The following is a 24,175-nucleotide window of genomic DNA, read 5'->3' on the forward strand; positions in this document are numbered from 1 at the left end:
GGCGGTGGCTCCAACCACAGGCGTACGCGACAGCCGAGACAGGCCGACACTGCAAGGGGAGACAGCGCGCTCATGAGCGATGTTCTGGAGCTGGAGGACGTATCCGTGGTCCGCGAGGGCCGGGCTCTGGTGGACCAGGTCTCCTGGTCGGTCAAGGAGGGCGAGCGCTGGGCCATCCTCGGACCGAACGGCGCGGGCAAGACGACCCTCCTGAACATCGCGTCCAGCTACCTGTACCCCAGCAAGGGCACCGCCACGATCCTCGGCGACACCCTCGGCAAGGTCGACGTCTTCGAGCTGCGCCCCCGTATCGGCATGGCCGGCATCGCCATGGCGGAGAAGCTCCCCCGGCGCCAGACCGTCCTGCAGACTGTGCTGACCGCCGCGTACGGCATGACGGCCACCTGGAACGAGGACTACGAGGAGGTCGACGAACTGCGCGCCCGCGCCTTCCTCGACCGCCTCGGCATGACCGAGTACGTCGACCGCAAGTTCGGCACCCTCTCCGAGGGCGAGCGCAAGCGCACCCTCATCGCCCGTGCCCTGATGGCCGACCCCGAGCTGCTCCTCCTCGACGAGCCCGCCGCCGGCCTGGACCTCGGCGGACGCGAGGACCTCGTACGCCGCCTCGGCCGCCTCGCCCGCGATCCGATCGCCCCCTCCATGATCATGGTCACCCACCACGTCGAGGAGATCCCCCCGGGCTTCACCCACGTCCTGATGATCCGTCAGGGCAAGGTCCTCGCCGCAGGCCCCCTGGAGCTGGAGCTCACCTCCCGCAACCTCTCCCTCTGCTTCGGCCTCCCGCTCGTCGTCGACCAGCTCGGCGAGCGCTGGACCGCCCACGGCCTGCCACTCACCTGACCTCCAACTCCCACCGAACTTCCGCCGGTCGGACGCGCAGGGGCCACAACCCGGCCCGGGCGCACCCGACTTGGAGGCCCTCTGTACGCGATCTTTGACCGTGCACTCTGTTCGGCGGCCCGATCGCGGTTCTACCATTGCCGATGTGGACAGCATCGACGCATGGGTGTGGTGGCTGATCGGCGCGGCCGGGCTCGGGATCGCCCTCGTCGTGACCGCGATGCCCGAGTTGGGAATGCTCGCCCTGGGCGCGGTCGCCGGAGCCGTGGTCGCGGGGCTGGGCGGTGGGGTCGTACTCCAGGTAGTCGTCTTCGCGATCGTGTCCGTCGCGCTCATCGCCGTCGTCCGGCCCATCGCGGCCCGGCACAGATCGCAGCGGCCAGAACTCGCCACCGGGATCGACGCGTTGAAGGGCAAACACGCCGTCGTCCTGGAACGGGTCGACGGCGCGGGCGGCCGCATCAAGCTGGGCGGCGAGGTCTGGTCCGCCCGGGCGCTCGACACCGGCCAGGCTTTCGAAGTGGGCCAGGAAGTGGACGTCGTCGAGATCGAGGGAGCCACGGCGATCGTCATGTGACCTCGCACGACGTGGTCACGAGGCGATGACGCTATGGCGTGAACGCCCCACCGGGCAGGCGGTGTTCTGCCAGACTCGACCACAAGATCCTCAACGGCCTCGACAGGCATAGGATCTTCAGGATCTTGAGGACCTTCAAGATCTTCAGGAAGCGACACGGCGGAGAAGGGCTCGGGGAGCAATCGATGGAACCGATCATCATCGTCCTGATCATTCTGGTGGTGTTGGTCTTCATCGCCCTGATCAAGACCATCCAGGTGATCCCACAGGCCAGCGCGGCCATCGTCGAGCGGTTCGGCCGCTACACGCGCACACTCAACGCGGGCCTCAACATCGTGGTCCCCTTCATCGACTCCATCCGCAACCGCATCGACCTGCGCGAACAGGTCGTGCCGTTCCCGCCGCAGCCGGTGATCACCCAGGACAACCTGGTCGTGAACATCGACACGGTCATCTACTACCAGGTCACCGACGCCCGCGCCGCGACCTACGAGGTCGCCAGCTACATCCAGGCGATCGAGCAGCTCACCGTCACCACCCTGCGCAACATCATCGGTGGCATGGACCTGGAGCGGACCCTGACCTCCCGCGAGGAGATCAACGCGGCCCTGCGCGGCGTCCTCGACGAGGCCACCGGCAAGTGGGGCATCCGCGTCAACCGCGTCGAGCTGAAGGCGATCGAGCCGCCCACCTCCATCCAGGACTCGATGGAGAAGCAGATGCGCGCCGACCGTGACAAGCGCGCCGCGATCCTCACCGCCGAAGGTACGCGCCAGGCGGCCATCCTCACCGCCGAGGGTGAGAAGCAGTCCCAGATCCTGCGCGCGGAAGGTGAGGCCAAGGCCGCCGCCCTGCGGGCCGAGGGCGAGGCCCAGGCCGTACGTACGGTCTTCGAGGCCATCCACGCCGGCGACCCGGACCAGAAGCTCCTGTCCTACCAGTACCTCCAGATGCTCCCGAAGATCGCCGAGGGCGACGCCAACAAGCTCTGGATCGTCCCCAGCGAGATCGGCGACGCCCTCAAGGGCCTCTCCGGCGCCATGGGCAACTTCGGCAACCTCGGCGGCGGCCCGACCGTCCCCAGGCCGGCGGACGGCAACAACGAACGCCGCGAGAAGCCGGCGATCGACTGAGAACACGACGCTGGGCCCGCCTTCGAAGCAGAAGGCGGGCCCAAGTCTTTTGCCTATAAGGGGCGCGGGGAACTGCGCGATCAGCCACAACGGACCCGCAGCCCGCACACAACAGAAGCCGACCGACGCTGGGGAGGACGGCGTTCCCGGGCGGAGCCCTACGCGGCGCCCTGCGAGAGCCACGCCGGCAGCGCATCGAAGTCATCGTGGCCCAGCGACAGCAGCATCGCATCCGCCGGCGTCGGCTCGAACGGCTGCCGCAGCAACGGCATCCCCGCCTGCTCCGGAGTCCGGTCCGCCTTGCGGTGATTGTCCTCGGCGCAAGAAGCCACCGTGTTCAGCCAGGTGTCCCCACCACCCCGCGACCGCGGCACCACATGGTCCACGGTCGTCGCCCGACGACCGCAGTACGCGCACCGGTGCCTGTCCCGTACCAGCACGCCCCGCCTCGACCACGGCGCTTGTCTTCGGAACGGCACCCTCACGTACCTGCAGAGCCTGATCACCCGGGGCGCCGGTATGTCGACCGCGGCTCCGCGCATGCGCAGTTCGGGGTGGGTCTGCTCGACGACGGCCTTGTCCTGCAGTACCAGCACGACGGCTCGGTTGAGCGTCACCGTCGACAGCGGCTCGAAGCTCGCGTTCAGTACCAGCGTGTCCCGCATTCCAGCCCACCTCCTGTGCCAGCCCACCCCCCGGCGGGCTTGGATCAACTCTGGCCGGGCACGCCGAGATGGACAACGCAATAAAAAATGCCCGTCTCTGATCACTTCCAAGACCAGAGACGGGCAAACGTTCAATGAACGTCCGGCTTCGTTACTTTTCCGCCACGGCGGAGTACTCACCGATGAGTTGGGCGCGGGCCAGGGTGTGGAACCGCAGGTTGAACCCGACCACCGCGGGAGAAGCATCCGAATCCGGACCGAGCTTCTCCTGGTCCACGGCGTACACCGTGAACACGTACCGGTGCGCCGGATCGCCGGGCGGCGGCGCGGCTCCGCCGAAGTCCTTCGTCCCGTAGTCGTTGCGCGCCTGGACGGCGCCCTCGGGCAGTCCCTCGAACTTCCCCGAGCCGGCACCCGTCGGCAACTCCGTCACCGACGCCGGGATGTCGAACACGACCCAGTGCCAGAACCCGCTCCCCGTAGGGGCGTCCGGGTCGTAGCACGTCACGGCGAAGCTCTTGGTCTCCGGCGGGAAGCCCTCCCAGCGCAGCTGCGGCGAGGTGTTCCCCTCCGCGTAGACCTGGGCGTCCTTGAGCGTGGAACCCGCCTCGACGTCCTCGCTCGCGACCGTGAAGGACGGCACGACCGGGTGGAAATCGTGGGGGAGCGGCGGCCTCTTCGGCTCGGTCACCTGGATACCTCCTGATGGATCCGGGGTGGGTGTGGTTCCGGTGGTACCGAGCCTAGAACCAGCTGCGCTTGCTGCCGACCTCGGACAGCCACTGGTTGAGGTACGCCGTCCAGTCCGTGCCCTGGTAGTCGTGCAGCCCCACCCTGAAGGAACGGAACGAGTCACTGCCCTCGCTGAACAGACCCGGCTTCTTGTCCATCTCCAGCACGACGTCCATCTCGCGCTCGTCGGCGACGAAGCTCACCTCCACCTGGTTCAGGCCGTGGTACTGCTGCGGCGGGTAGAACTCGATCTCCTGGTAGAACGGCAGCTTCTGCCGGGTCCCCCGGATGTGGCCGCGCTCCATGTCCGCGTTCTTGAACCGAAAGCCCAGCTGGATGAAGGCGTCCAAGAGAGCCTGCTGCGCGGGCAGCGGGTGCACGTTGATGGGGTCCAGGTCACCGGAGTCGACCGCGCGCGCGATCTCCAGCTCGGTGGTCACACCGATGTGCATCCCGGGCAGCGGCTGCCCCTGGATGGTGGTGATCGGCGTCTCCCACGGGATCTCCAGCCCGAACGGCACCACGTGGACGGCCTCGGCCTTCAGCTCGAAGGCGCCACCGAGCCGCTGCTTGGTGAACTCGATGTCCTGCTTGTACTCCACGTCCTGACCCTCGACCTCGACCTTCGCCTGCAGCCCTACGGACAGCGCCTCGATCTGCTGGTCCACGGAGCCGCCCTGGATCCGCACCTCACCCTGGACGACACCGCCCGGGACGACGTTGATCTCGGTCAGCACCGTCTCGACCGAAGCGCCACCGGCTCCCAGGCTCGCGAGCAGCCGCTTGAACCCCATGTCTGTTCCTCCCGTCAGGCGAAAGCCTGCGTATCTGCGTGGTTCTGTGTTCTCTGTGGTGTGGATCGCTCTGCGTGGCGCGGAGCCTTGATCCCTACAAACGCAAACCGACGACGCCCGGTTCCGCGTCCTCCAGCTCCTTCACCCTTCCAAGGAGGACGCCCCCACGCCACCCGTCGGCACGCACCCGTCTGGACTACGCTCGTACGCCATGATCGCGAGCCCCGACCGTACGCCCCTCGCCCGCGGGTTCTTCGACCGCCCCGTACTGGAGGTGGCGCCGGACCTCCTCGGGCGCGTCCTCGTCCGCACCACCCCGGAGGGTCCGATCGAACTCCGTCTCACGGAGGTCGAGGCCTACGACGGTGCGAACGACCCCGGCTCCCACGCCTATCGCGGTCGCACGGCCCGCAACGGCGTGATGTTCGGCCCGCCCGGCCAGGTGTACGTCTACTTCACCTACGACATGTCAAGGCGATCAGCATGAACGTCGACGTCCTCGCCCATCCTGCCGAAGAGGTCGCGCCCAGGCTGCTCGGGAGCGTCCTCACCTGCAAGACCCCCGAGGGGACCGTGAGCATCGCCATCACGGAAACCGAGGCGTACTCCGGTACGGCTGACCCAGCTTCCCATGCCTACCGAGGCCAGACACCCCGTAACGCCGTCATGTTCGGACCCGCAGGACACCTGTATGTGTACCGTTCTCACGGCCTCCACTGGTGCGCCAACGTCGTCACCGGGACGGATGGCATCGCCTCGGCTGTCCTCATCCGGGCAGGCAGGGTCATCGAGGGGGAAGACCTGGCACGCAAGCGGCGCGGGGAGAGGGTCGAGAGTCCACGCCTTGCCCGAGGTCCCGGGAACTTCTGTCAGGCACTCGGCATCACGGCGGAGCACAACGGTGCAGACCTCCTGACAGGTACCTCGGTCGTGTTGTCCGAGGGTGAGCCTGTACCTGCCGCGCTCATCCGGGTCGGTCCTCGGGTAGGCGTGAGCAAGGCCCACGACTGGCTACACCGGTTCTACCTCGCCGGTGATCCGACGGTCTCGGCGTACCGGCTGAGCCCCCGAGCCAAACCGCCCGCCGGATCCTGAGCCGCTGTACGCCTCGCTCACGGCCCGCCGGTGAGTCGGCGCGAAGTTGGGCCAGAAGTTGCGTGATCGTTCGCGAGCGCGGCGCGTGACGCGTTCCTGACCGGTCGAGTGACTGTCGACGTGCGCCGACTCGGACCGGACGGGTGGGTGTGACCGAGCACCCCAGTTGGCATTTGAGCAGCCGAGTTGGGATCTTGTCCCTGCCTGGTGCATGCGAACCAAAGCAACAGACACAGATCTGGGCCGGCCAGACGTAGGGGTGGGTGGATGAGGGCAGATGCGGAGCGGGAGCGCTGGGAGCTGCGATCCGGAGAAGGCGTAGGGCCGCTGCAGTTCGGGATGTCTCCAGCCTAGGTCGCCGACGCACTGCTGGTCTCTGGGCCTCTGGCACGGGTCGGTGGTCCGTACGAGCAGGAAGACTTCCCGGACGGGGTGAAGGCGCTCTACGACGCGGGCAAGCTCGCATGCGTCGCGCTGGATGCAGTGAACCGTTCCGGGTTCGGTAGGGACTCGATCATTTGAGAGGATCGAGTCATGGCACGCCCTTCCCAGTACCCGCTTGAGCTGCGCAAGCGAGCTGTCCGCATGGTCGCCGAGGTGCGGCCGGAGTACGACACCGAGTGGTCCGCGATGAAGGCCGTCGCGTCGAAACTCGGCATCGGCACGACCGAGACGCTGCGTAAGTGGGTGCGGCAGGACCAGATCGACGCCGGCACCCGGCCGGGCACGACGACGGATGAGTCGGCGGAACTGAAGCGGCTGAAGAAGGAGAACGCTGAGCTGAAGAGGGCGAACGACATCCTCAAGGCAGCAGCGTCTTTCTTCGCGGCCGAGCTCGACCGGCCACACACACGCTCGTAGCGTTCATCGACGAGCACAAGGGCCGCTTCGGCGGCGTCGAGCCGATCTGCCGGGTCCTCACCGACCACGACTGCAAGATCGCCCCCTCCACCTACTACGCACACCGCAAACGCCAGGACGCCCCCGCGGCCCGCACCGTCCGCGACACCGAACTGAAGCCCCTGATCAAGGAGGCGTACGACACCAACTACCGTGTCTACGGTGCCAGAAAGATCTGGCGCCACCTGAACCGACAAGGCCATTCCGTGGCCCGCTGCACCGTCGAACGCCTCATGCGCGAACTCGGCATCACCGGCGCCGTCCGCGGCAAGAAGGTGATCACCACGATCCCCGACCCCATCGCACCCAGGGCACCGGACCTGGTCGACCGCGACTTCGTCGCCGACGCACCGAACCGCTGCTGGGTCGCAGACTTCACCCACGTGGCGACCTGGACCGGCGTCGTCTACGTCGCCTTCGTCGTGGACACCTTCTCGCGCCGCATCGTCGGCTGGTCGGCCGCCACCACGAAGGAGACCCGGCTCGTCCTGGACGCGCTGGAGATGGCCTTGTGGCAACGCGACCGCGACCAACGCCCCCACATTCGAGGCGAGTTGATACATCACTCGGACGCCGGGTCGCAATACACGTCGTTCAAGCTGGCCGACCATCTGGATGCCGCCGGCATCGCGGCGAGCATCGGCTCGGTCGGGGACGCCCTGGACAACGCCCTGATGGAATCGACGATCGGGCTCTACAAACAATGCCGCGGAGTTAAGCCGTCCCGCATCACGTCAAGTTGATCAGCTTCCGGTCCAAGGCGACCATGAAGAACGGGACTTCTGCTACAGAGGTGAAGCCGACCAAGGTCTTCACTACTCCGAGCGGAGGTCCCGTTGCCCGACCAGTCTGCCACCACGACGGTGACTCGCAGCATCACCGTCGCCTCGGGCCTCTTCGCGCCCGGACATCTGGGGGAGCTCACGCAGCTTCTTCCCTTCGAACTGATCGACGACGTGCTGGAACACACCAGGGCGGTGCAGCGCAGGTTGCGCCTCATCCCCTCCCGCGTGGGGGTGTACTTCGTCCTGGCGATGTGCCTCTTCCCGGAAGCCGGATACCTGCGCGTCTGGAGCAGCCTGACTGCCGGGGTGCGTACCCTGGCCTCGAAGGTCCCTTCGGAGAAGGCACTTCGCGAGGTACGCCGCCGTCTGGGGACGGCTCCGTTCCAGGAGCTGTTCGAGACGGTGGCCGGCCCGCTCGCCCGCCCTTCGATGCCCGGAGTGAGTTACCGGCGATGGCGCACGGTCGCCTTCGACGGATGCAGCTCGCTGCAGGCTTCCGACACCGTCCGGGTCCGTGGGGTGCTGGGAAAGACCCGCCGCCACCGAGGTGTGGAGGGGTACCCGCACGTCCGACTGATGGCTCTGTGCGAGACCGGCACCCGCGGTCTACTTGGGGCCGTGTTCGGGCCGACGAGCACGGGTGAACCCGGATACGCCAGACGTCTGCTGCCACTGCTGGACGCAAGCATGCTGTTGCTCACCGACCGGAACTTCTCCGGCGACGAGTTCCTGAACGAGGCCGCCGACACCGGCGCCCAGCTCCTGGCACGGCTCACCTACCGCCGTCGTCCGGCTGTGATCTCCGTACTGCCGGACGGTTCCTACCTGACCCGACTGCGCGGCCGCACCTTCCGGATCATCGAGGCCGAGGTGACGGCGAACTGCGCCGACGGGAGCCGCGCCACGGACCGATACCGCCTGGCGACGACGCTCCTGGACCACCGGACCGATCCGGCCGACCGGCTGGTCGCGCTCTACCACGAGCGATGGGAGATCGAACTGTCCTTCCTTGCGCTCAAGGACACGCTGTTTGCCGGCCGGGTTCTGCGCTCGGGCGACCCGGTGGGCTTGCAGCAGGAGCTGTGGGCTCTGCTGGTCGTCTACCAGAGCCTTCGTCGTGCCATGGTGGACGCCGTCGAGTTCCGGCCGGGCACAGACCCAGACCGCGCCAGCTTCACCGTTGCCCTCCGCGCGGCGGCAGAACAGGTGATCACCGCGCGGGCGGTTCTCGAACCCGCCGACGGAAACGGCGGCATCGCGCAGGCCGTACTCGATGCTCTGCTGCCGCCGCGTCGGGCACGCACCAGCGCCCGGCTCGTAAAATGCCCGATCTCGCAGTACACCGTGGTCTCCCAGGAACGTCCCAGGAAGAGCCAGCTGATCACTTCCATGCACATTGCCGTCCACCGGCGTGACAAGACCGAGCCCGATGACCTGGGCTTCAGGGAGCGCACCCTCCGTCTCCTGCGCACTGATCCAGGACGAGCGTGGCGCACTGTCGAGATCAGCAAGGCCCTCGGCATCACGGTGAGGGCGAAGTACCGCAGTCTGTGCACGCAGATCAACCAGTGGGCCGAGCAGACCATGCTGATCCGGGAAGGACGAGGGAGATACCGGATCGCCCCCGAATGGCTCGCCCCTGCTGACTGAAACTGATCAACTTGACGTGATGCGGGACGGCTTAACTCCGCGGCATTGGCTCTACAAAACCGAGTTGATCAAGCCCCAGCGGCCGTGGCGAACGCTCTCCCAGGTCGAGCTCGCCACCGCCGAGTGGGTCGACTGGTACAACCACAGTCGACTCCACGGTGAGATAGGGCACATCCCGCCCGTCGAGTACGAAGCAAACCACTACCTCAGCACCACGAAACCCCAGGTCACGCCCAACATCTGAGCTCTCTACGGAACCCGGAACGGTTCAGGAGCGGGTCACCCGGATCCCATCCACGCTGCAAGCGCTGAGTGACGGTCGCTTCAGCAGCCCGCGCAGCGGGAAGCCCGGTGGAAGGGGTGCCGCCCGGCCAGGGCCGGGGAAGAGGCATGGGCGGTCGTCACTGGGGCTGTTCCTCCAGGTGCAGCGGCAAGAAGGCGGCGGTCTCGGTGCTCTGACGGGTGGCGGCTTCGATGGCGGCCGGGCCGAACCGGGGCAGGATGTCCTCGTCCAGGCGGGCCGTGTACGGACCGAAGATCCGCAGGAACTGCGCGGTGGTCATCTGCTGGGCCTGCCGGGAGAAGTACTCCTTGAACCTGCGCAGGTCGGGCAGGTGCCGGGGCGCGAACGCGGCGAGCGGACACAGCAGACACACCCACGCCCGAGCCGGACACAAGGTTCCCTCCGGGGCGTGCGGGCCGTTGAGCGGGCTGGCGCACGCGGCGACGAACATGTCCTGCTCACCGGAGAGCAGAGCCTTGATGGTCGCTGCGTCCAGACCGGCGTCCTCGACCAGGCGCGGGAAGTCCGCAGCGAACACGGCAGCGTCCTCACCATTGATCACGACCGGCGGGGCGGCCTTGCGGCGCACATCGCCCTGGGCTTGCTCGATGACGCCCTCAAGCGCGTCCAGCTGGGCCGGCGTGTGAGAGCTGAGGTAGTGATCACCCTCGACGCGGGCGCTGTGGTTGGGGTCGATCGTCGTGCGGCCGCGCCGGTGGTGGTAGGTGGCCCTGACCCGGCCGCCGTGCACCGGAAGAAGCTGCCCGTCGTCGCCGAGCACGCCCGAGAACTCCATCCAGGCCCGGCGCTGGCGCTGGCCGCGGGGGCGGTCGAAGATCCTGCCCTGCCCTCTTCCGAGTCCGTCATGGCCCACATAGATCCATAGACGACCAGCCAAATCCCCGGCGTGCTCTCGCAGTTGGGCCGAGTGCTCCAGCCAGCGGTCCAGCAGCCGCACGGCATCACGGGGCAGGTTGAGCGCCTCGTCCCCGGTGCGGCCCTTGCGGTAGGAGAGCAGGACAGTGTTCGCCGAAGTCCGGGTGATGTTGTCGAGTCGCAGGGCGTCGATGCCGTCAGGGACGGTGCCCGTGCGCATCGCGAACAGCGTGAGGTAGGCGAACGCCGTCTCCGAGGCCGGGAACAGCGTGGCTTCGACTGCCGTGAGCTGGGCCCGGTCAACACCGGCGCCTCTGCTGAACCGCTCGACGTCCCTTCTCGCCTCCGCAGGGCCCGCGTGAAGCCAGAGCCAGGCGAGGTTGTCGAAGGCGACGCCGTGGACGGACGGATCGGCGCCCCGGCCGGCTGCCTCCAACACCTGACGGTGTGTGCGGCGGGCCGCCGCGATCCGATCGGTGCAGGAGGCTTCAAGCCTCCGCCATTCACCGTCGCTGTAGGGCTGGTTGGGTCGGCTCTTCTCCACCTTGTTGATCCGCCGCCCGGCCAGGTGACGGGAGATGCCCGGGTCCAGTCCTCCGGCTATCTCCTGGAAGGCGTTCAGCACCACACGGATGCGCCGTTCGCGATGGTAGTCGCAGGTCAGCCAGTACTGCACCAGTGTGGCCGGGGTCAGATCGGCAAGACCGCCCGTGACTCCCCAGGCGTCGAGGTCGCGTGCCGTCCGGCGCATCGTCGTCATGTACTGCCGTGCCACCGAACGGGTCCGGATCGGCCCGTGCGGATGCGTGGCCGCCACCAGCCCCACGGCCAGGTCCGCGGTCAGCTGCTGATTCGGCAGATCGTGCAGGACACCGTGGTGGATGACGCCCTCCGGCAGCGTGAACAGCACCGCCAGGGGCTGCTGGACCTCGGCAGGCATCAGACCTCGCCCTCGAACTCGGCGGCCGCGTCGGCATCCACGGCCAAGGCTCCTCCGGCGGTCGCGTAGGCGTCCCGGTAGATCCGCTGGGTGTCGAGGAAATGTAACGGTGGAGTCGGGTATTGGAAGTGTCCGAATGCCTGGCGGATCACGTGTTGCGGAGCTCGATTCGTGCCTCTCCCGGGGCTCTGGCGAGGATCTCGTCGACGGTCTGGGTGGGGGTCTGTTCGGAGGTGTCGATCCAGAGTCCGCGGCGAGGTGTCTCCTGCCGCAGAGCGTGATCGAGGGGGCCGATGGTCCACGCGTCGTAGGCGGTCTTGGATCTGGCGGTGTCGCGTGCGGCGATGGCGTCCGGGTGTGGGGTGAGGGCGATCACGTGGAGAGGGCGGCTGCGGATCTGCGCGATCATCCTGGCAAGGTGTTCTCCGAGGATGACGTCCTGGGCGACCACGGTGAAGCCGGTCTCGAAGTAGCTGTCGATGGTCTGTGCGGTCAGCTGATGACGCAGCCGGAGTTGTCGTACTGCTTCCTCGGACGGGTCGGCAGTCATCTCGGCTCGGCCGTTGATCACCATGCGCCGGAACAGATCTCCGCGCACGTGCACTGACCTCGGGAGCCGCTCGGCCAGCAGTTGGGCGATCGTCGATTTGCCCGCCGCGGGGATTCCGGTGATGAGGTAGATCTCCTGGCTCGTGGTCGGTCCGGTAGCCGTGGGCTGCTTGCGGTTCGCAGGTTGGTCGGTAGTGGTCGGGATCATGGGGCCGGATGCTCCTTGGTTCGTTGGCTCACATCAGCGGCGTAGGCAGCCCAGTCTCCGGCGGCGGCTCGCTGCCATTTGACGGCGACGGTGATGTCGATGCCGAGGGTGCGGGCGAGGACCGCGGCGGGCAGCTCGGTGGCGAGCTGGAAGAGTGCGGTCGAGCGGGCTTCCGCCAGCCGGATGCCGAGTTTGCGGAGTCGTTCGCCCATGGCCCAGGCGCTGATCGGGCGGCCGGGCTGGCCTCCGGGGAAGAGCCAGGGTGAGTCTGTTCGGGCGAGGACGGCATGGCTGTGGCGGACCGCGACTTGTTGGAGGGCGAGTTCAGCAACGGGTGCCGGAAGTTCGACCGGGACGGCGCCGAGGCGGATGCGGACGGCTGCGTCGGTCTCCTCGATGTGGTCGACGGTGAGCCGGGAGATCGCCGCGGGCCACTGGGCATAGAGGAGCAACAGCAGGCCGGCGAGGCGGTCTTCGGGCTTGAGGGTGTCGTCGTGCAGCAGGCGTCGGGCGGTGGCCCAGCGGGCTTCGTTGTCCATCGCCTGGGAGGGGCCGTTCCATCGCTCGGCCGGGAAGCTGAGATCCCGGGCGATCTTCTGGGCGAGGGCCCAGCGCACGAAGTGGCCTGCCTCCTGGCGAAGGCGGACGTCGTCGCTGGTCATCCAGCGTTCGAGGTCGGTCTGTCGGCAGGCGGCAAGGGTCAGGTTCTGGTCCTCGAGCCAGTTCAGGAGATAGACGGCCGCCCGCAGATGTTGTCGCGCGACCGTGAGCTGATAGTGCGTGATCTCTTTTCCGCGGCTGCGACGGCGAAGCCGGCGCAGGAGGTGCCACGTCGCGTACCGGTGCAGGACTTTCCGTCCCTCGGCCGTCGTATGGGAGGCGACGAGGTTCTTCACGTGCCGTTCGAGACGGACCATTTGCTCGTCCCGACTGGGTAGGACGCCGGTGGCGACGAGAACACTGCGGATGTGTTCGACGACCTTGTCTTCAGGCAGTTCGTCCAGGGCCTCGTGGGTGAGGGGACGGCGGCCGGAGCCGAGATCGGACAGGACCGTGGAGACAATGCCCTTGGAAAGCCAGCGCATCGCGGTGCCGGCCCGTTCAGCGCTGGCCAGGGCGTCGTGGAGGGGCTGCAGCTTCGGGGGTATAGAGCCGGTGCCGTCGCTGAGGATCTCGTGGAGCCGATGCTTGAGTGTGCAGCGAGGGCACGGACCCGGCGCGTGCAGCCGCTCGGCTTGTTTGCAGGTCGGACATGGACGCCAGAGTTCAGCGTCCGGTGTGGTGCAGGGGCCGCAGATGGGGGCGTCGGCGGTGCCGGAGTGAATGCCACGCATTCGTCCGCAGACAGTGCAGTGAGCTTGGCGCCTGTCACAGCCGCCGCAGCGGGGCAGGCCGGTGAGCTTCGAGAGCATGCAGGGTGCGGTGCGGCCGCAGATCGAGCAGAGCAGTTCGGGCAAGGGACGGCAGTTCGGACAGATCGGCCCGTTTGCGGTGCGGGAGTTGACCATGCGTGACTCGCCGCAGACGATGCAGGTCTCCAGGTTCGCCGGGTCCCTGACCAGGCAGCTCGGACACAGCGGGCGCCCCTCGGCGTCGCGGGTGGCCGGCTCGCGCCGGGCACCACAGCGTACGCATTCTTCGAAGCGGGACTTGGCGATGCAGTTGCGGCAGACCCGCTGCCCGTCCAGCGGCTTGTCGATGTGGACCACCCGGCGGCAGCGAGGGCAGGCGGGCCGGACGATCCCGGCGACACCAGCCTCGTGCAGCAGGTCAATGAACTTCAGGATGGCGCGCTGCGGTGCAAGATGTCCCTCCCCGGTCAGCAGGCGCGGGTTGTCCTCCAGGGCCCAGACCACTCGCTGGCGATAGTGGGGACGGTGGGGTGCCGTCCGGCGGAGGGCCTCGGCGACCGCGTCACGGTCGGCGCCCGGGGCGATCGTGGTGATCAGTTCGTGGACGACGGTGACGGGATCACGGTCGTCGTGGTCGGGACACATCGAGCAGCGGGGCAGGCCCTTGCGGTCCCGGAAGCCGACGCGTCGGATGTTGCCGCAGGTGGTGCACTCGGCCCTCTCCTGACCGCAGACTGAGCAGTACCAGTCCTGGCCCTTGCGGTGCAGGGTTCGCAGCTTCTTGCCGCACTCGGCGCAGACCGGCGGTGCGATCGCCGATGCCCCGGCCTTGCGGAGCTCGATGAGCAGATCGCCGACGGCCCGGGGCGCCGGAGAGCGGCCGTCGGTCAGGACGGCAGGCCGTATCGCCAGGTTCTTGGCCACGTTCCGCGACTTCGCGCGGCCGCCCGCGACCGAGGTGACCACGGTCCGGATGGTCTCGCTGTCGAGATCGTTCTCGACGTCGGCGACGAGGTCGGTGATCAGGCCGATCGGGTCGGTGACGGCGCGATCGAGCTGGTCCGCTGTGGTCATGACCGGTCAACGCCCCTGATCCGGGCCCGCTTTGGCCGCAGCCCGCCAAGTCCCTCCGTATTGGGTGCCGAGCCGCCGGAGGCTGCCTTCTTCGGCTTCTTCACGGCGCCCGCCGCCGCGATGGGCTCGATGAGGTCGTCCATGGTGCAGTCGAGGATGTCGAGCAGGGCCATGAGGATCTTCAGGCTCAGTCGCTCCGGTCGCTCGACGACGAGCCGGTAGACCTGGCTCGACGACAGGCTGATAGCGCGTTCGGCGAGCGGAGGGATGAGGTCGGTGGTAGAGAACATCCCGCGGTCCGCCATGACTTTGCGCAGGTGCCAGTGGTAATCGAGCTTGGCGGCCATCGCCGGGATCCCTCCTGTCAGGCCCCGGCGAACGCCGGAGCCAGTGCCTTGTGCAGGGAAGTGTTCATGAAGTCGTCGCTGACGTGCGTGTAGATGGCCAGGGAGCTGTCGCACTCATGGCCGACCTGCTGCTGGATGAACCGGCGGTCGACTCCGTCCTCGGTCAGATGCGTGACGTAAGAATGCCGGATTGAGTGGGGAGTTAGATCTTTTGGGATCTTTAGGGCGTCCCGGTATGCCTCGAACCGGTCGTTGATGGAGCCGGGCTGGAGACGGCCCCCGCGCTCGGTGATCCACAGAGCCGGGTGATCAGGGAATCCGAATCGCGGCCGGACGTTCTCGACATAGTCGGCGACCGCCTCGACGGCCCAGTCCATCACCGACAGCACGTTCCGCCGCCGCGGCGGCTGGCCCTTCTTCGCCTTGCCGTAGCGGACGTTGAGCGTGCCGTACCGGCCGAACTGCCGGGCCTGCGGATTGCGTCCGAAGTCGACCACATCGAGCTTGGAAGTCTCGGTCCGGCGAAGCCCCCACCCGTAGATGACCTTGAAGAGGGTGGCATCCCGGTAGGCGGCGAGAGCACCCTTGCGCTTGGCCTTCACGGCGCGTGCGACCTGGTCGTCGGCATAGTCGAGGAACCGCTGCAGCTCTTCCCTTGTGAACGGCCGTGCCTCCGGCTCGCCCTCGTAATCCTGCAGGTGAGGGAGGGTATTCCACTCGTGACAGATCGCCACCGGATAAGTGCCGAATGCTTCTTCACATGCCGGACCCCAGCCGTATCGGGCGTCGATGAGAAACTCGCTGAACAGGCGGACGTCACCCTGGTAGCTGCGGATCGTGGACGGCGCCAGATGCTTCTCGCTCGTCAGAGATGCCGACCACTCGTCCAGGTGGGCCGGCGTCCACTGCCACGGGTACTCGTTCGCGAACTCCAGAAACCGGCGGATCAGCCGTTCCCTCGGGTCGATCGTCTCGTCCTTCAGCCCTCGCGACTTCTGCTGAGCCCGCCAGCCCCTCAGCATCGCGTCGAACATCGCGTCCTCCGGACGCAACTGGACCACGCCGGAGACAAGCTCCAGATGAGCCGACCCCGCCAGGGCCGCCATGCGCTGATGCACCACTCCAGACCATCCCTTCTGGAGAGCAGATCATGCATCAGAAGGGATCATCTCGGCAACACACCTGTTCAGGCTGCCAGTTCGTACAGGGTACGGAGTCCTTCCGTCTCCCGCCGTGACCACGCGACCTGCGGCTTCTCGCCCGCCTGATGCAATTCCCGAGGGTTCAGATATGTCTGAGTGGTGGCAGCGCTGGCATGGCCCAATAAATCGCGCAGCACCAGGAGCGGATCGGCCTTGGTGAGATAGAGCGCCAGGGCGTCGTCGCCGCCGGTGTCCACGACGAGCTGGGCGGCCTGCTGGTAGTAGCCGCGTACCAGCCGCTCCAAGGTGGCCATCGCGAAGGTGTGCCTGGTGACATGGGGATGGACATGCGGGAAGGACGACTCAAAGCGGTCCCGGATCCGCTGCGCGGTCCGGCGCAGAACGGTCGCCCAGTCGACGAACGGCCTCCCGCCGGACTGCACCGCCAGAAGCGCGCTGCCCCCGCCGGGCGCCACCAGCCGCAGCCGCTCGACCGGGGAGAGGGTGTGCCAGCGGCGGCGCGTCCCGTTGATCAGGGCGCCGTCGTGAGTCGGGCCCTCGACGAACAGCGGGTCACGGGGTCGCCAGCGCGAGCCCTCCGCCACCGCGGCCCGGTCCCAGCCGATGTAGCCGTGGACCCGGGCCAGATCCTCGTAACCGATCCACGTCGACCGGCCCTTCCTGCCCTTCGCCGTCGGCGGAGCCAGCACCAGCGGCACCGGCACCGCCGTGCGGCGGCGCGGCAGCGGCGGCACCTCGTAGACCGTCAGGCACGTGAACTCCCGCGACCGCAGCCCGCTGGACAGCGCCAGGCCGATCACGGCCGCGTTGCGGCCCGTCTCCCGCCCCCGGAACGAGACGTCCCGCTCGCCCGCCGGCTCGTTGCCCGCCAGGGCGTGCATCAGCAAGTCCGCGTACGGCTTCTCCAGGTACTTCCGTGTCGCGTGCGCGTTGCCCGTACGCACCGTCGCCGGATTCCTGGCCACCTCCACGCGCGCACCATCCGGGCGGGTCATCGACTGCCGCACGTAGGAGAACGGAACCGTCGACGCATGCCCCTCGGCCGCCGCCCACTGGTAGAAGGACGAAAGCGTCTTCACCGCCAGATTCCAGCTCGCCGGACTCAGCCGCACCTCCAGCGGCCCGGACAGCCGGTACTCGGCGTACATCGACAACGCATCCCGAAGCCGCTGCCGATCAGCGAAGACCGGGATCCGGCGAGCGCCGAGGAACTCCGCCCAGCCCTTGAGCGCCTGGGCGTACGTACGCCACGACCTCGGCGACGGCGCCCCGCTGACCGGTAACTCCCGGAGCCACAGGTTCATCACCACCGTCGGCCGAAGTCCCGCGGCGTCCTCGAAGCAGAGGTCCTCGTCGATGAGGACGGGCATGGCCTCCCGGATGACGGGCCGCTCGTACAGGTCCCACTCTTCCCACCCGGCGGAACTGAAGTAGTGCAGGATCACGAAATGAACCTGGAGTGAGACACGAGACAGAGCAAGAGTTAACCCTCGTACGAGGGACAGAACTTCACCCTCACGAGACACACTCAAACCGCAGAGCTAACGCCCGCGTCTCCACCGACGACCGGGAGGCGCAGTTGCAGCGCGACGCACTGACGGCCGCAGGGTGCGCCCGCATCTTCGAGGACAAGGTCAGCGGGAAGAACACCGACCGGCCGGAACTGACGGCCGTACTGGACTAGGGGTGCCGTTAACGAGCGGCGAACCAGGTGACAAGTAACCCGCCGGTAGCTTTCAGGGCTTCGTGACCTTGGTCTTCTTCGGCTGACGGGGGACGGTCTTGGCTCTGTCGAGGTGCCCGTACACCGTCGACCTCGGCACGCTGAACATGTCGGCGATCTGCTGGACGGTCTTCTCCCGCTCGTCGTAGAGCCGTTGGGCAAGCGCGGCCTGGTCCTCGGTCAGCTTCGGCCGGCGCCCGCCCACCCGGCCGCGGGCCCGAGCGGAGGCAAGCCCGTCGTTTGTGTTCGCCACGATCAGCTCCCGCTGGAGCTCTGCCAGTACGGACAGCATCCCGAACATCGCGCGCCCCTCCATCGTGGCGGTGTCGATGCCCTGCTCGATGACGTGCAGCCCGATACTCCGCTCGCGCAGCTCGGCGCCGAGAGTCACCAGGTGCAGCACGGAGCGGGAGAGCCGGTCGAGCCGGGTCACTTTCAAGGTGTCGCCCTCGCGCAGCAGCTGCATGACGAGATCGAGCTTCGGGCGGGACGCCTTCGCACCGCTGGCGACGTCGACGTGGATGTTGTCGCGGTCGACGCCGTGGCGAAGTAGTGCGTCGATCTGATGATCGGGGTTCTGGTCGGCCGTCGATGTGCGGCAGTAGCCAATGAGCATCGTCGGAATCTACCGGCCGGACCGTTCACCGACATTGATTGTCGACGCGAGTTGCCGACACTGCCCACCTGCGGGTTCGTGATCACCGCGCCGAGTGTCGACAGACGGTCGTTTGCCGACACTTCGACCGGGAAGGACCCGCGATCGGCACGGCGCGGATGCTGCTTCCTCCGCGCCGCTCGTCGACCCCTGGCCGTCTCTTTGCCCGCTGTCGTAGCTCCGCCTACCGCGCGGCAGCCGGGACTTCGGGGCGAGGGTCGATCGGCGTGAGCACGCCGAGGCGGTCCTCGATCTCCTGGGCAGCGGCCAGGCACAGGTCTTCCCGGAACGCGCGCCCGATGATCTGTACGCCGGACGGCAGTCCGTCGCTGACTCCGGTCGGCACGGCGACCGCGGGAACGCCCACAAAGCTGGTCACCGTGCACAGGCGCATGCTCTTGGAGACCCGTTCCCGTCCCGCTTCGTCGCGTGACTCCAGTCCCGGTTCGACGGGCGGCTCGGTGAACACCGGTCCGAGCAGCAGCGGGAACTCGTCGAGGAACTCCGCCCAGGAGCGGCGGATGCCGAGCCAGGTCCCCATCAGCTTCGTGAGCTCTGCGGCGTTCGCAGGCGGAGTCTTCTCCATGGCCATCTGGATGTAGCGGTCTCCGCCTTCGCCGAGCAGTTTCCGCACCGCTGGCCAGGTCGGCGCGAATTCGGTCACGGTGATCCGGCCGTATGCCGCGAGTGCCTCGTCCAACCGCGGAACATCCGCCAGCTCTCGCACGTCGTACCCGGCGTCGCGCAACGCGTCGGCCGCGGCCGTGACAGCCGCGCGGACCGTGGGATGAACGCCGTGGCCGCCGGGGTCGGCCACGACCGCGACCTTGACCGGTCCCGGCAGCGGTTCGCCGTAGAGGGGCACGGGTACGGCCCGCGGGTCCCGCGGGTCGGTCCCGGCCAGTGCCTCGTATGCCAGCCGCAGGTCGGCGACGGTACGGGCCAGGGGTCCGTCGGTGACCAGCATCTGTGAGGCTGGTCCCGGGTCGTCGGGGCCGAGGACACGGTGGTCGGCGGGGAACCGCCCGGTGGTCGACTTCAGCCCCGTCACGCCGCAGAACGAGGCTGGGATCCGTACTGATCCGCCGGAATCATTGCCGAGTCCGAGCGCGGCCATGCCAGTGGCGACGGCCACTCCGTCACCGCCGCTGCTGCCGCCCGGGGTCCGGCTCCGGTTCCACGGGTTGACGGTGTCGCCGAACAACTCGCTGCGGGTGTGCATCCCGGCCAGGACCAGGGTGGGCATGTTGCTGTGGCCGATCGGTATGGCTCCTGCCGTGCGGAGCCGGGCCACAGGGGGTGCGTCGGCCGGAGCCACCAGGTCGCGGAAGCGTGCCGTTCCGAGCGTGGTCGGCACCCCTTCGACAGCGGTGGACTCCTTCACCGTGAACGGCACGCCGGCCAGCGGCCCGAGTGCTTCGCCCGCTGCTCGCCGCTGGTCCGTGTGTGCCGCGGCCCCGCGGGCTCGCTCGGCCATCAGCTGCGTGACCGCGTTGGCCTGCGGGTTGACCTCAGCGATACGTTCCAGGTGGCTCTCGATCAGTTCGAGGGCCGATATGTCTCCGCCTCGGACCGCCTCCGCTTGGGCGGAGGCCGTCATTGCCCACAGGGCGTCGTGCCTGATCATCGTGCTTCCCATCCCCATGCCGAACTGCTTGTGTCCGAACCCTAGCCCGGAAGCGATACGCTCGTATCGGAATAAGGAGGCCGCGCATGCCCAAACAGGTGGACTACGAAAGCCGACGCCGCCGGATCGCCGAGGCCGTCTGCCTCCTCGCCGACGAACACGGACCGGAGGGAGTGAGCATGCGCGACGTCGCCGCCCGCGCGCAGGTCTCACTGGGCGCCGTTCAGCGCTGCTTCCGCAGCAAGGGGGAGATGCTCCTCTTCGCCGTCGACCACGTCGGCGACCGCATCACCGAACGTGTGAGGGCACGCCTGGCCGCAAGCCCGGCCCAGTCGGCCGCCACCGCCCTGGGCCACGCGACCAACGAGATCGCCCTTCTCCGCGAAGAACACCGCGCCGAAGCACGGATCTGGCTCGCGTTCGTCGCTCAGGCCGCTGTCAGCGAGCCACTCACCGGCCCGCTGAAAACCAGCTACGCGGCCCTCCAGAACCTCCTCGTCCGCCTCATCACGGAGGCCGCCGAGAGCGGGTTGGCCGACGAAGGCGCTATGCCGCCCGACCCGCAGCACGAGGCTTGCACTCTGCTCGCCCTCGCCGACGGCCTCACCACCCATGTACTCATAGGCCACTTGACCGCAGAGGAAGCCGAGGAAGTCCTGCACGCGCATCTGGTCAGCCTCTGGGAACGCCTCGGCGCCGCCCGCCCCCGAAAGGCCGTCACCGGCGACGTGGACGCCGTCCCTGCGGCAAGCCGGTAGCTGTACCAGGTCCCCACTTCGCCGATACCCGCGCCAGCCGTACACCAGCGCCCCTACCGTCCAGCCCGAAGGTCGATCACGGGGCTTGTGGAAGGGACCGAGCTGTGGGGCGGGACCTGGGTCTGGACGGGGTGGTGGACCACTTCACCCTGCCCACCGCCGAGGGCTGGCTCTACCTCGCCTGCCGGCTGGACCTGGCCACCCGCGAGGTCGTCGGCTATGCCATGGCCGATCACCACCGTGCCGAGCTCGTCGTCGACGCCCTGGACATGGCCCATGGCCGGGGGAACCTGGAGCCGGGACGTGTGATCCACAGTGATCGCGGCAGCGAGTACACCTCATCCCAATTCCGCGACCGAATAGCCGAGTTGGGGCTCCGGCAGAGCTGCGGACGGACTGGATCAGGTTTCGACAATGCCGCCGCGGAGAGCTTCTGGGCCCTGCTCAAGGAGGAGATAGGCACCCGGACCTGGCCCGACCGGGCGACCGCCCGCGCCGAGGTCTTCACCTTCATCGAGAGACCCTGTTGCCCAATTCGAGTGAAGCAAGCGTGATCACGGGGCATGCGGCGCCCGGGGCCATGAGCGTGTTGTGCGACGGTCTCAAGGGCACGAGCTGGGTGTCCGGCCGTGGGGAACTGGGGGTGCGGCGGTGTCGATGCGCTCGGACTCGGGAGCGGAGGTTCCTGCCCTGACGAGGGAAGTGGCTCGCGCGGCGTTCCCCAAGGGCTGTCTGGCCATGAGGATCCGGGACGGCCTCGGTCCGCTGTTCTCGGATGAGGATTTCAAGGCGGCCTTCGGGGTCAGGGGGCGGCCCGGGATCTCGCCCGGCCGGCTGGCCCTGGTCAGCGTCCTGCAGTTCGCCGAGAACCTGACTGATCGCCAGACCGCGCACGCGGTGCGGGCAAGGATCGACGTGAAGTACCTGCTGGGCCTGGAGCTGACCGACCCCGGCTTCGACCACACAGTGCTGACCGGGTTCCGGGACCGGCTGCTGGCGCATGGCATGGAAGCGAGGGTCCTGGACCTGCTGCTGGAGCGTCTCGCCGAGCTGGGGCTGGTCGGCTCCGGCGGGAGGCAGCGCACGGACTCGACACACGTGCTGGCCGCGGTCCGCAGCCTCAACCGCCTGGAGTTCATCGGCGAGACGCTGCGGGCGGTGCTGGAAGCACTCGCCGCGGCCGCGCCGGATTGGCTGCGCGGGTCGATGGACCCGGCGTGGCAGGAACGCTACGGGGCGCGGGTCGACGCCTACCGACTGCCCACCGACGAGCAGGAGCGGCGCACCCTCGCCCGGCAGATCGCCACTGACGGATACCGCCTGCTCGAAGCCGTCTTCGCGCCGGCGGCGCCAGGATGGCTGCAACAGGTGCCTGCCGTCACCGTCCTGCGCACGGTGTGGGTGCAGCAGTTCACGCGCACCGTCACCGACGGCGAAGAGGAGGTGACCTGGCGGGGGAAGGACGATCTCCCGCCGAGCAGAGCAATGGTCGCCTCGCCCTACGATCCTGAGGCCCGGTACGCCAAGAAGCGCGGATCCGCCTGGGTCGGCTACAAGATCCATCTCAGTGAGAGCTGTGACGACCCTGGATCGTCGAGGCGCCCCCACTTGGTCACCCACGTTGTCACGACCGACGCCACGGTCAACGACGCCATGGTCGTCGAGGAGGTCCACGACCGACTCACCAGCAAGGGTCTCTTACCAGGGGAGCATCTCCTGGACGCTGGCTACACCTCGGCCGAACTGCTGCTCACCGCGCCGACCACCCGTGGCGTCAGCGTCGTCGGCCCGGTCCGGTCCAACAACACCCGGCAGTCGGCATCGGGCGGAGGCTTCGGCAAGTCCGCCTTCACCGTCAACTGGCAGGCCAAGCACGCACTTTGCCCGACCGGCGCCACCAGCAGGTATTGGACGGAGGGTGTGGACAACAACGGCCGGGACGCGATCCGCATCCGCTTCGCGACCGCCACCTGCGCGCCCTGCCCGGTGCGCGATCAGTGCACCAGATCCACCCAGTACGGGCGGCAGCTGACCGTCCGGCCCCAGGAACAGGACGCGGTGTTGGAACGCGTCCGAGCGGAGCAGTCCACCGACGAGTGGAAGGACCGCTACGCGGCCCGCGCCGGCGTGGAAGGCACCATCCACCAGGCCGTCGCGACCGCCGGCGTCCGCCGGACCCGCTACGTCGGCCTGGCCAAGACGCGGCTCGCGCACATTCTCACAGCAACCGCCATCAACTTGATCCGCCTCGACGCCTGGTGGAACGAAACCCCCCTCGCACGCACGCGCATCTCTCAACTGGCAGCCCTCGACCTCGCAGAGTGAGATCAATTGGGCAACAGGGTCATGGAGACCTTCTACAACCCCCGCCGCCTGCGCAAGCACAAGATCTTCGGCTATCTCACCCCGGCCGAGACCCGGCAGCGGCATCAACACGCTCTCGCGGCATAACCATCGAGTGTCCGAGATCACGGGGAAACTTCAAGCACTCCCTGAGCCTGTGCGGCGGCCAGCGTGACGCCGGTCGCCTCGGCCAGGTCCACCAGATCCTCAAGGTCCCAGGGGGTGCGGTACATACGGTCGTAGTGGCGGGACACGATGGCGTCTGCCTTGCCGTCCTCCACCAGAGCCTTGACGCGCTCCCACTCGGCGCTCCGCTTGGTTCCCCGCTTCGTCGAAGCCGACGTGTCCTTCTCAACGATCGTGGCTACGACCGACCAGCCTTTCCGGTCGCACAGCGCCTGACTCAGCTTGACCTGTTGTGTCAGGTTCCCACCCTTGGACTCCTCACCCCTCGGAGTGGGGCTGAGTCTGGCGTAGATGATCGCTCGCACTGCCTGTCTCCTGCTTGTCGTCGGTTGCGGATGATGCCGGACCAACGACATACATGCCTAGTGAGCTACCTACGGCATGTGGCACTGCATGAACCTCGTCTGCGGCCCGGAGGGCCGGGCGAGCGCGGTCCTGCTGCGCGCCGGCGAGGTCATCGAGGGCGCCGACCTCACTCGCAAACGTCGAATCTCAGCCCGAAATGACAAGGAACTGGCCAAAGGGCCTGCCCGGCTGGCCACGGCCCTGGAGGTGGACCGAGCTCTGGACGGCACGGACGCCTGCGCCCCCGAGTCCACGCCCCTGACCGTCCTGACGGGTACTCCGGTCAGCTCTGACCAGGTACTGAGCGGTCCCCGCACCGGAGTATCAGGCGACGGTGGTGTCCACCCCTGGCGCTTCTGGATCGCCAACGACTCGACGGTCAGCCCTTATCGGGCCCACGTCCCCCGCCGACGCTCAACTTGACTCGCCCCTGGGCGATCCGTAACGTAGCCCGAGCCGCTTGAACCGGTTACGGCGATCAGCCAGCAGCCGAGAGCGGCCAACCCACTACCTACGACATCCCCTCGGCGGGGGCGAATTAGGCATGCCCT

Annotated in this window: 24 protein-coding genes and 3 pseudogenes; 14 read left to right on the forward strand and 13 right to left on the reverse strand. The window is 67.9% G+C overall.

The features are described from left to right. Positions 1-72: 72 nt before the first annotated feature. The 3 genes from P8T65_RS37235 to P8T65_RS37245 all read left to right on the forward strand — a co-directional run bounded on the left by P8T65_RS37235 (position 73) and on the right by P8T65_RS37245 (position 2,574). On the forward strand, positions 73-864 hold the full coding sequence (locus tag P8T65_RS37235) for an ABC transporter ATP-binding protein (protein ID WP_184895826.1): 792 nt from the start codon (positions 73-75) through the stop codon (positions 862-864). 145 nt (positions 865-1,009) lie between these two features. Continuing rightward, positions 1,010-1,441 carry an NfeD family protein gene (locus P8T65_RS37240; protein ID WP_230214200.1) on the forward strand — a complete coding sequence of 144 codons (432 nt, stop codon included), beginning with the start codon at positions 1,010-1,012 and terminating at the stop codon, positions 1,439-1,441. 185 nt (positions 1,442-1,626) lie between these two features. Next, entirely contained in the window at positions 1,627-2,574 is a 948-nt protein-coding gene (locus P8T65_RS37245) for an SPFH domain-containing protein (protein ID WP_184895829.1), read from the forward strand. Positions 2,575-2,732: 158 nt separating this feature from the next. Here the strand turns inward: P8T65_RS37245 and P8T65_RS37250 are convergent, their stop codons facing one another. The 3 genes from P8T65_RS37250 to P8T65_RS37260 form a co-directional block, all read right to left on the reverse strand. Continuing rightward, positions 2,733-3,239 (reverse strand): HNH endonuclease, encoded by a 507-nt coding sequence (locus tag P8T65_RS37250; RefSeq protein WP_033529234.1) that lies wholly within the window; start codon positions 3,237-3,239, stop codon positions 2,733-2,735. A gap of 151 nt (positions 3,240-3,390) precedes the next feature. Next, positions 3,391-3,930: a YbhB/YbcL family Raf kinase inhibitor-like protein gene (locus P8T65_RS37255; protein ID WP_316729696.1), complete on the reverse strand. Its 540-nt coding sequence runs from the start codon at positions 3,928-3,930 to the stop codon at positions 3,391-3,393. 52 nt (positions 3,931-3,982) lie between these two features. Next, complete coding sequence (locus tag P8T65_RS37260; protein WP_316729698.1) at positions 3,983-4,765, reverse strand: sporulation protein; 783 nt, start codon at positions 4,763-4,765, stop codon at positions 3,983-3,985. A 211-nt stretch (positions 4,766-4,976) separates the two neighbouring features. Between P8T65_RS37260 and P8T65_RS37265 the strand changes: the two are divergent. The 6 genes and pseudogenes from P8T65_RS37265 to P8T65_RS37290 all read left to right on the forward strand — a co-directional run. Next, positions 4,977-5,228, forward strand: a pseudogene (locus P8T65_RS37265) (DNA-3-methyladenine glycosylase); the annotation flags it as partial. Positions 5,229-5,248: 20 nt separating this feature from the next. Beyond that, positions 5,249-5,860 carry a DNA-3-methyladenine glycosylase gene (locus tag P8T65_RS37270; protein WP_316729700.1) on the forward strand — a complete coding sequence of 204 codons (612 nt, stop codon included), beginning with the start codon at positions 5,249-5,251 and terminating at the stop codon, positions 5,858-5,860. Positions 5,861-6,394: 534 nt separating this feature from the next. Continuing rightward, positions 6,395-6,721, forward strand: coding sequence for a transposase (locus tag P8T65_RS37275; RefSeq protein ID WP_013006446.1), 327 nt, complete (start codon positions 6,395-6,397; stop codon positions 6,719-6,721). Between the two features lie 5 nt (positions 6,722-6,726). Then, entirely contained in the window at positions 6,727-7,503 is a 777-nt protein-coding gene (locus P8T65_RS37280; RefSeq protein ID WP_316731846.1) for an IS3 family transposase, read from the forward strand. A 93-nt stretch (positions 7,504-7,596) separates the two neighbouring features. Next, positions 7,597-9,195: an IS4 family transposase gene (locus P8T65_RS37285; RefSeq protein ID WP_316728600.1), complete on the forward strand. Its 1,599-nt coding sequence runs from the start codon at positions 7,597-7,599 to the stop codon at positions 9,193-9,195. A gap of 49 nt (positions 9,196-9,244) precedes the next feature. Then, a pseudogene (locus P8T65_RS37290) lies at positions 9,245-9,439 on the forward strand (IS3 family transposase); the annotation flags it as partial. A 157-nt stretch (positions 9,440-9,596) separates the two neighbouring features. Here the strand turns inward: P8T65_RS37290 and P8T65_RS37295 are convergent. The 7 genes from P8T65_RS37295 to P8T65_RS37325 all read right to left on the reverse strand — a co-directional run bounded on the left by P8T65_RS37295 (position 9,597) and on the right by P8T65_RS37325 (position 17,432). Then, positions 9,597-11,294 (reverse strand): hypothetical protein, encoded by a 1,698-nt coding sequence (locus P8T65_RS37295; protein ID WP_316729701.1) that lies wholly within the window; start codon positions 11,292-11,294, stop codon positions 9,597-9,599. Next, entirely contained in the window at positions 11,294-11,446 is a 153-nt protein-coding gene (locus P8T65_RS37300) for a hypothetical protein (RefSeq protein ID WP_316729702.1), read from the reverse strand. Before P8T65_RS37300 ends, P8T65_RS37295 begins: the two co-directional genes overlap by 1 nt. Further along, positions 11,443-12,051, reverse strand: a complete 609-nt coding sequence (locus P8T65_RS37305) for an AAA family ATPase (protein ID WP_316723388.1) — start codon at positions 12,049-12,051, stop codon at positions 11,443-11,445. Before P8T65_RS37305 ends, P8T65_RS37300 begins: the two co-directional genes overlap by 4 nt. After that, entirely contained in the window at positions 12,048-14,477 is a 2,430-nt protein-coding gene (locus P8T65_RS37310; RefSeq protein WP_316723387.1) for a site-specific integrase, read from the reverse strand. The genes P8T65_RS37305 and P8T65_RS37310 overlap by 4 nt, the downstream gene beginning before the upstream one ends. Further along, on the reverse strand, positions 14,474-14,824 hold the full coding sequence (locus P8T65_RS37315) for a helix-turn-helix transcriptional regulator (RefSeq protein ID WP_316723386.1): 351 nt from the start codon (positions 14,822-14,824) through the stop codon (positions 14,474-14,476). The genes P8T65_RS37310 and P8T65_RS37315 overlap by 4 nt, the downstream gene beginning before the upstream one ends. A 17-nt stretch (positions 14,825-14,841) precedes the next feature. Beyond that, complete coding sequence (locus tag P8T65_RS37320; protein ID WP_316728604.1) at positions 14,842-15,945, reverse strand: tyrosine-type recombinase/integrase; 1,104 nt, start codon at positions 15,943-15,945, stop codon at positions 14,842-14,844. Positions 15,946-16,010: 65 nt separating this feature from the next. After that, complete coding sequence (locus tag P8T65_RS37325; protein ID WP_316729704.1) at positions 16,011-17,432, reverse strand: site-specific integrase; 1,422 nt, start codon at positions 17,430-17,432, stop codon at positions 16,011-16,013. 14 nt (positions 17,433-17,446) lie between these two features. On the opposite strand from P8T65_RS37325, the gene P8T65_RS37330 reads away from it, so the two are divergent. After that, positions 17,447-17,671, forward strand: a complete 225-nt coding sequence (locus P8T65_RS37330) for a recombinase family protein (RefSeq protein ID WP_399101798.1) — start codon at positions 17,447-17,449, stop codon at positions 17,669-17,671. Between the two features lie 52 nt (positions 17,672-17,723). Here P8T65_RS37330 and P8T65_RS37335 read toward each other — a convergent pair whose 3' ends face one another. Together P8T65_RS37335 and P8T65_RS37340 are read right to left on the reverse strand one after the other, a co-directional pair. Then, positions 17,724-18,326 (reverse strand): recombinase family protein, encoded by a 603-nt coding sequence (locus P8T65_RS37335; RefSeq protein ID WP_316729705.1) that lies wholly within the window; start codon positions 18,324-18,326, stop codon positions 17,724-17,726. Between the two features lie 223 nt (positions 18,327-18,549). Further along, positions 18,550-19,992, reverse strand: coding sequence for an amidase (locus tag P8T65_RS37340; protein WP_316729707.1), 1,443 nt, complete (start codon positions 19,990-19,992; stop codon positions 18,550-18,552). 86 nt (positions 19,993-20,078) lie between these two features. Between P8T65_RS37340 and P8T65_RS37345 the strand changes: the two genes are divergently transcribed. From P8T65_RS37345 to P8T65_RS37355, 3 genes are all read left to right on the forward strand, one after another. Beyond that, positions 20,079-20,750 (forward strand): TetR/AcrR family transcriptional regulator, encoded by a 672-nt coding sequence (locus P8T65_RS37345; protein WP_316729708.1) that lies wholly within the window; start codon positions 20,079-20,081, stop codon positions 20,748-20,750. Between the two features lie 104 nt (positions 20,751-20,854). Continuing rightward, positions 20,855-21,304, forward strand: coding sequence for a DDE-type integrase/transposase/recombinase (locus P8T65_RS37350; protein WP_316729709.1), 450 nt, complete (start codon positions 20,855-20,857; stop codon positions 21,302-21,304). A 97-nt stretch (positions 21,305-21,401) separates the two neighbouring features. Next, positions 21,402-23,075, forward strand: coding sequence for an IS1182 family transposase (locus tag P8T65_RS37355; protein ID WP_399101804.1), 1,674 nt, complete (start codon positions 21,402-21,404; stop codon positions 23,073-23,075). Positions 23,076-23,218: 143 nt separating this feature from the next. On the opposite strand, the gene P8T65_RS37360 is transcribed toward P8T65_RS37355, so the two are convergent. Further along, entirely contained in the window at positions 23,219-23,584 is a 366-nt protein-coding gene (locus tag P8T65_RS37360) for a recombinase family protein (RefSeq protein WP_316729710.1), read from the reverse strand. Between the two features lie 67 nt (positions 23,585-23,651). Here P8T65_RS37360 and P8T65_RS37365 point away from each other — a divergent pair. After that, positions 23,652-24,047: pseudogene (locus P8T65_RS37365) on the forward strand (DNA-3-methyladenine glycosylase); the annotation flags it as partial. Positions 24,048-24,175: the final 128 nt, after the last annotated feature.

Source organism: Streptomyces sp. 11x1 (assembly GCF_032598905.1).
Lineage (GTDB): Bacteria > Actinomycetota > Actinomycetes > Streptomycetales > Streptomycetaceae > Streptomyces.

What these genes read in the sequence shown, in the direction of transcription:
- P8T65_RS37235 (WP_184895826.1), top strand. Translation starts at nt 73, where the DNA reads ATGAGCGATGTTCTGGAGCTGGAGGACGTATCCGTGGTCCGCGAGGGC.
- P8T65_RS37245 (WP_184895829.1), top strand. Translation starts at nt 1,627, where the DNA reads ATGGAACCGATCATCATCGTCCTGATCATTCTGGTGGTGTTGGTCTTC.
- P8T65_RS37250 (WP_033529234.1), bottom strand. Translation starts at nt 3,239, where the DNA reads ATGCGGGACACGCTGGTACTGAACGCGAGCTTCGAGCCGCTGTCGACG.
- P8T65_RS37260 (WP_316729698.1), bottom strand. Translation starts at nt 4,765, where the DNA reads ATGGGGTTCAAGCGGCTGCTCGCGAGCCTGGGAGCCGGTGGCGCTTCG.
- P8T65_RS37270 (WP_316729700.1), top strand. Translation starts at nt 5,249, where the DNA reads ATGAACGTCGACGTCCTCGCCCATCCTGCCGAAGAGGTCGCGCCCAGG.
- P8T65_RS37275 (WP_013006446.1), top strand. Translation starts at nt 6,395, where the DNA reads ATGGCACGCCCTTCCCAGTACCCGCTTGAGCTGCGCAAGCGAGCTGTC.
- P8T65_RS37295 (WP_316729701.1), bottom strand. Translation starts at nt 11,294, where the DNA reads ATGCCTGCCGAGGTCCAGCAGCCCCTGGCGGTGCTGTTCACGCTGCCG.
- P8T65_RS37305 (WP_316723388.1), bottom strand. Translation starts at nt 12,051, where the DNA reads ATGATCCCGACCACTACCGACCAACCTGCGAACCGCAAGCAGCCCACG.
- P8T65_RS37310 (WP_316723387.1), bottom strand. Translation starts at nt 14,477, where the DNA reads ATGACCACAGCGGACCAGCTCGATCGCGCCGTCACCGACCCGATCGGC.
- P8T65_RS37315 (WP_316723386.1), bottom strand. Translation starts at nt 14,824, where the DNA reads ATGGCCGCCAAGCTCGATTACCACTGGCACCTGCGCAAAGTCATGGCG.
- P8T65_RS37335 (WP_316729705.1), bottom strand. Translation starts at nt 18,326, where the DNA reads ATGCTCATTGGCTACTGCCGCACATCGACGGCCGACCAGAACCCCGAT.
- P8T65_RS37340 (WP_316729707.1), bottom strand. Translation starts at nt 19,992, where the DNA reads ATGATCAGGCACGACGCCCTGTGGGCAATGACGGCCTCCGCCCAAGCG.
- P8T65_RS37345 (WP_316729708.1), top strand. Translation starts at nt 20,079, where the DNA reads ATGCCCAAACAGGTGGACTACGAAAGCCGACGCCGCCGGATCGCCGAG.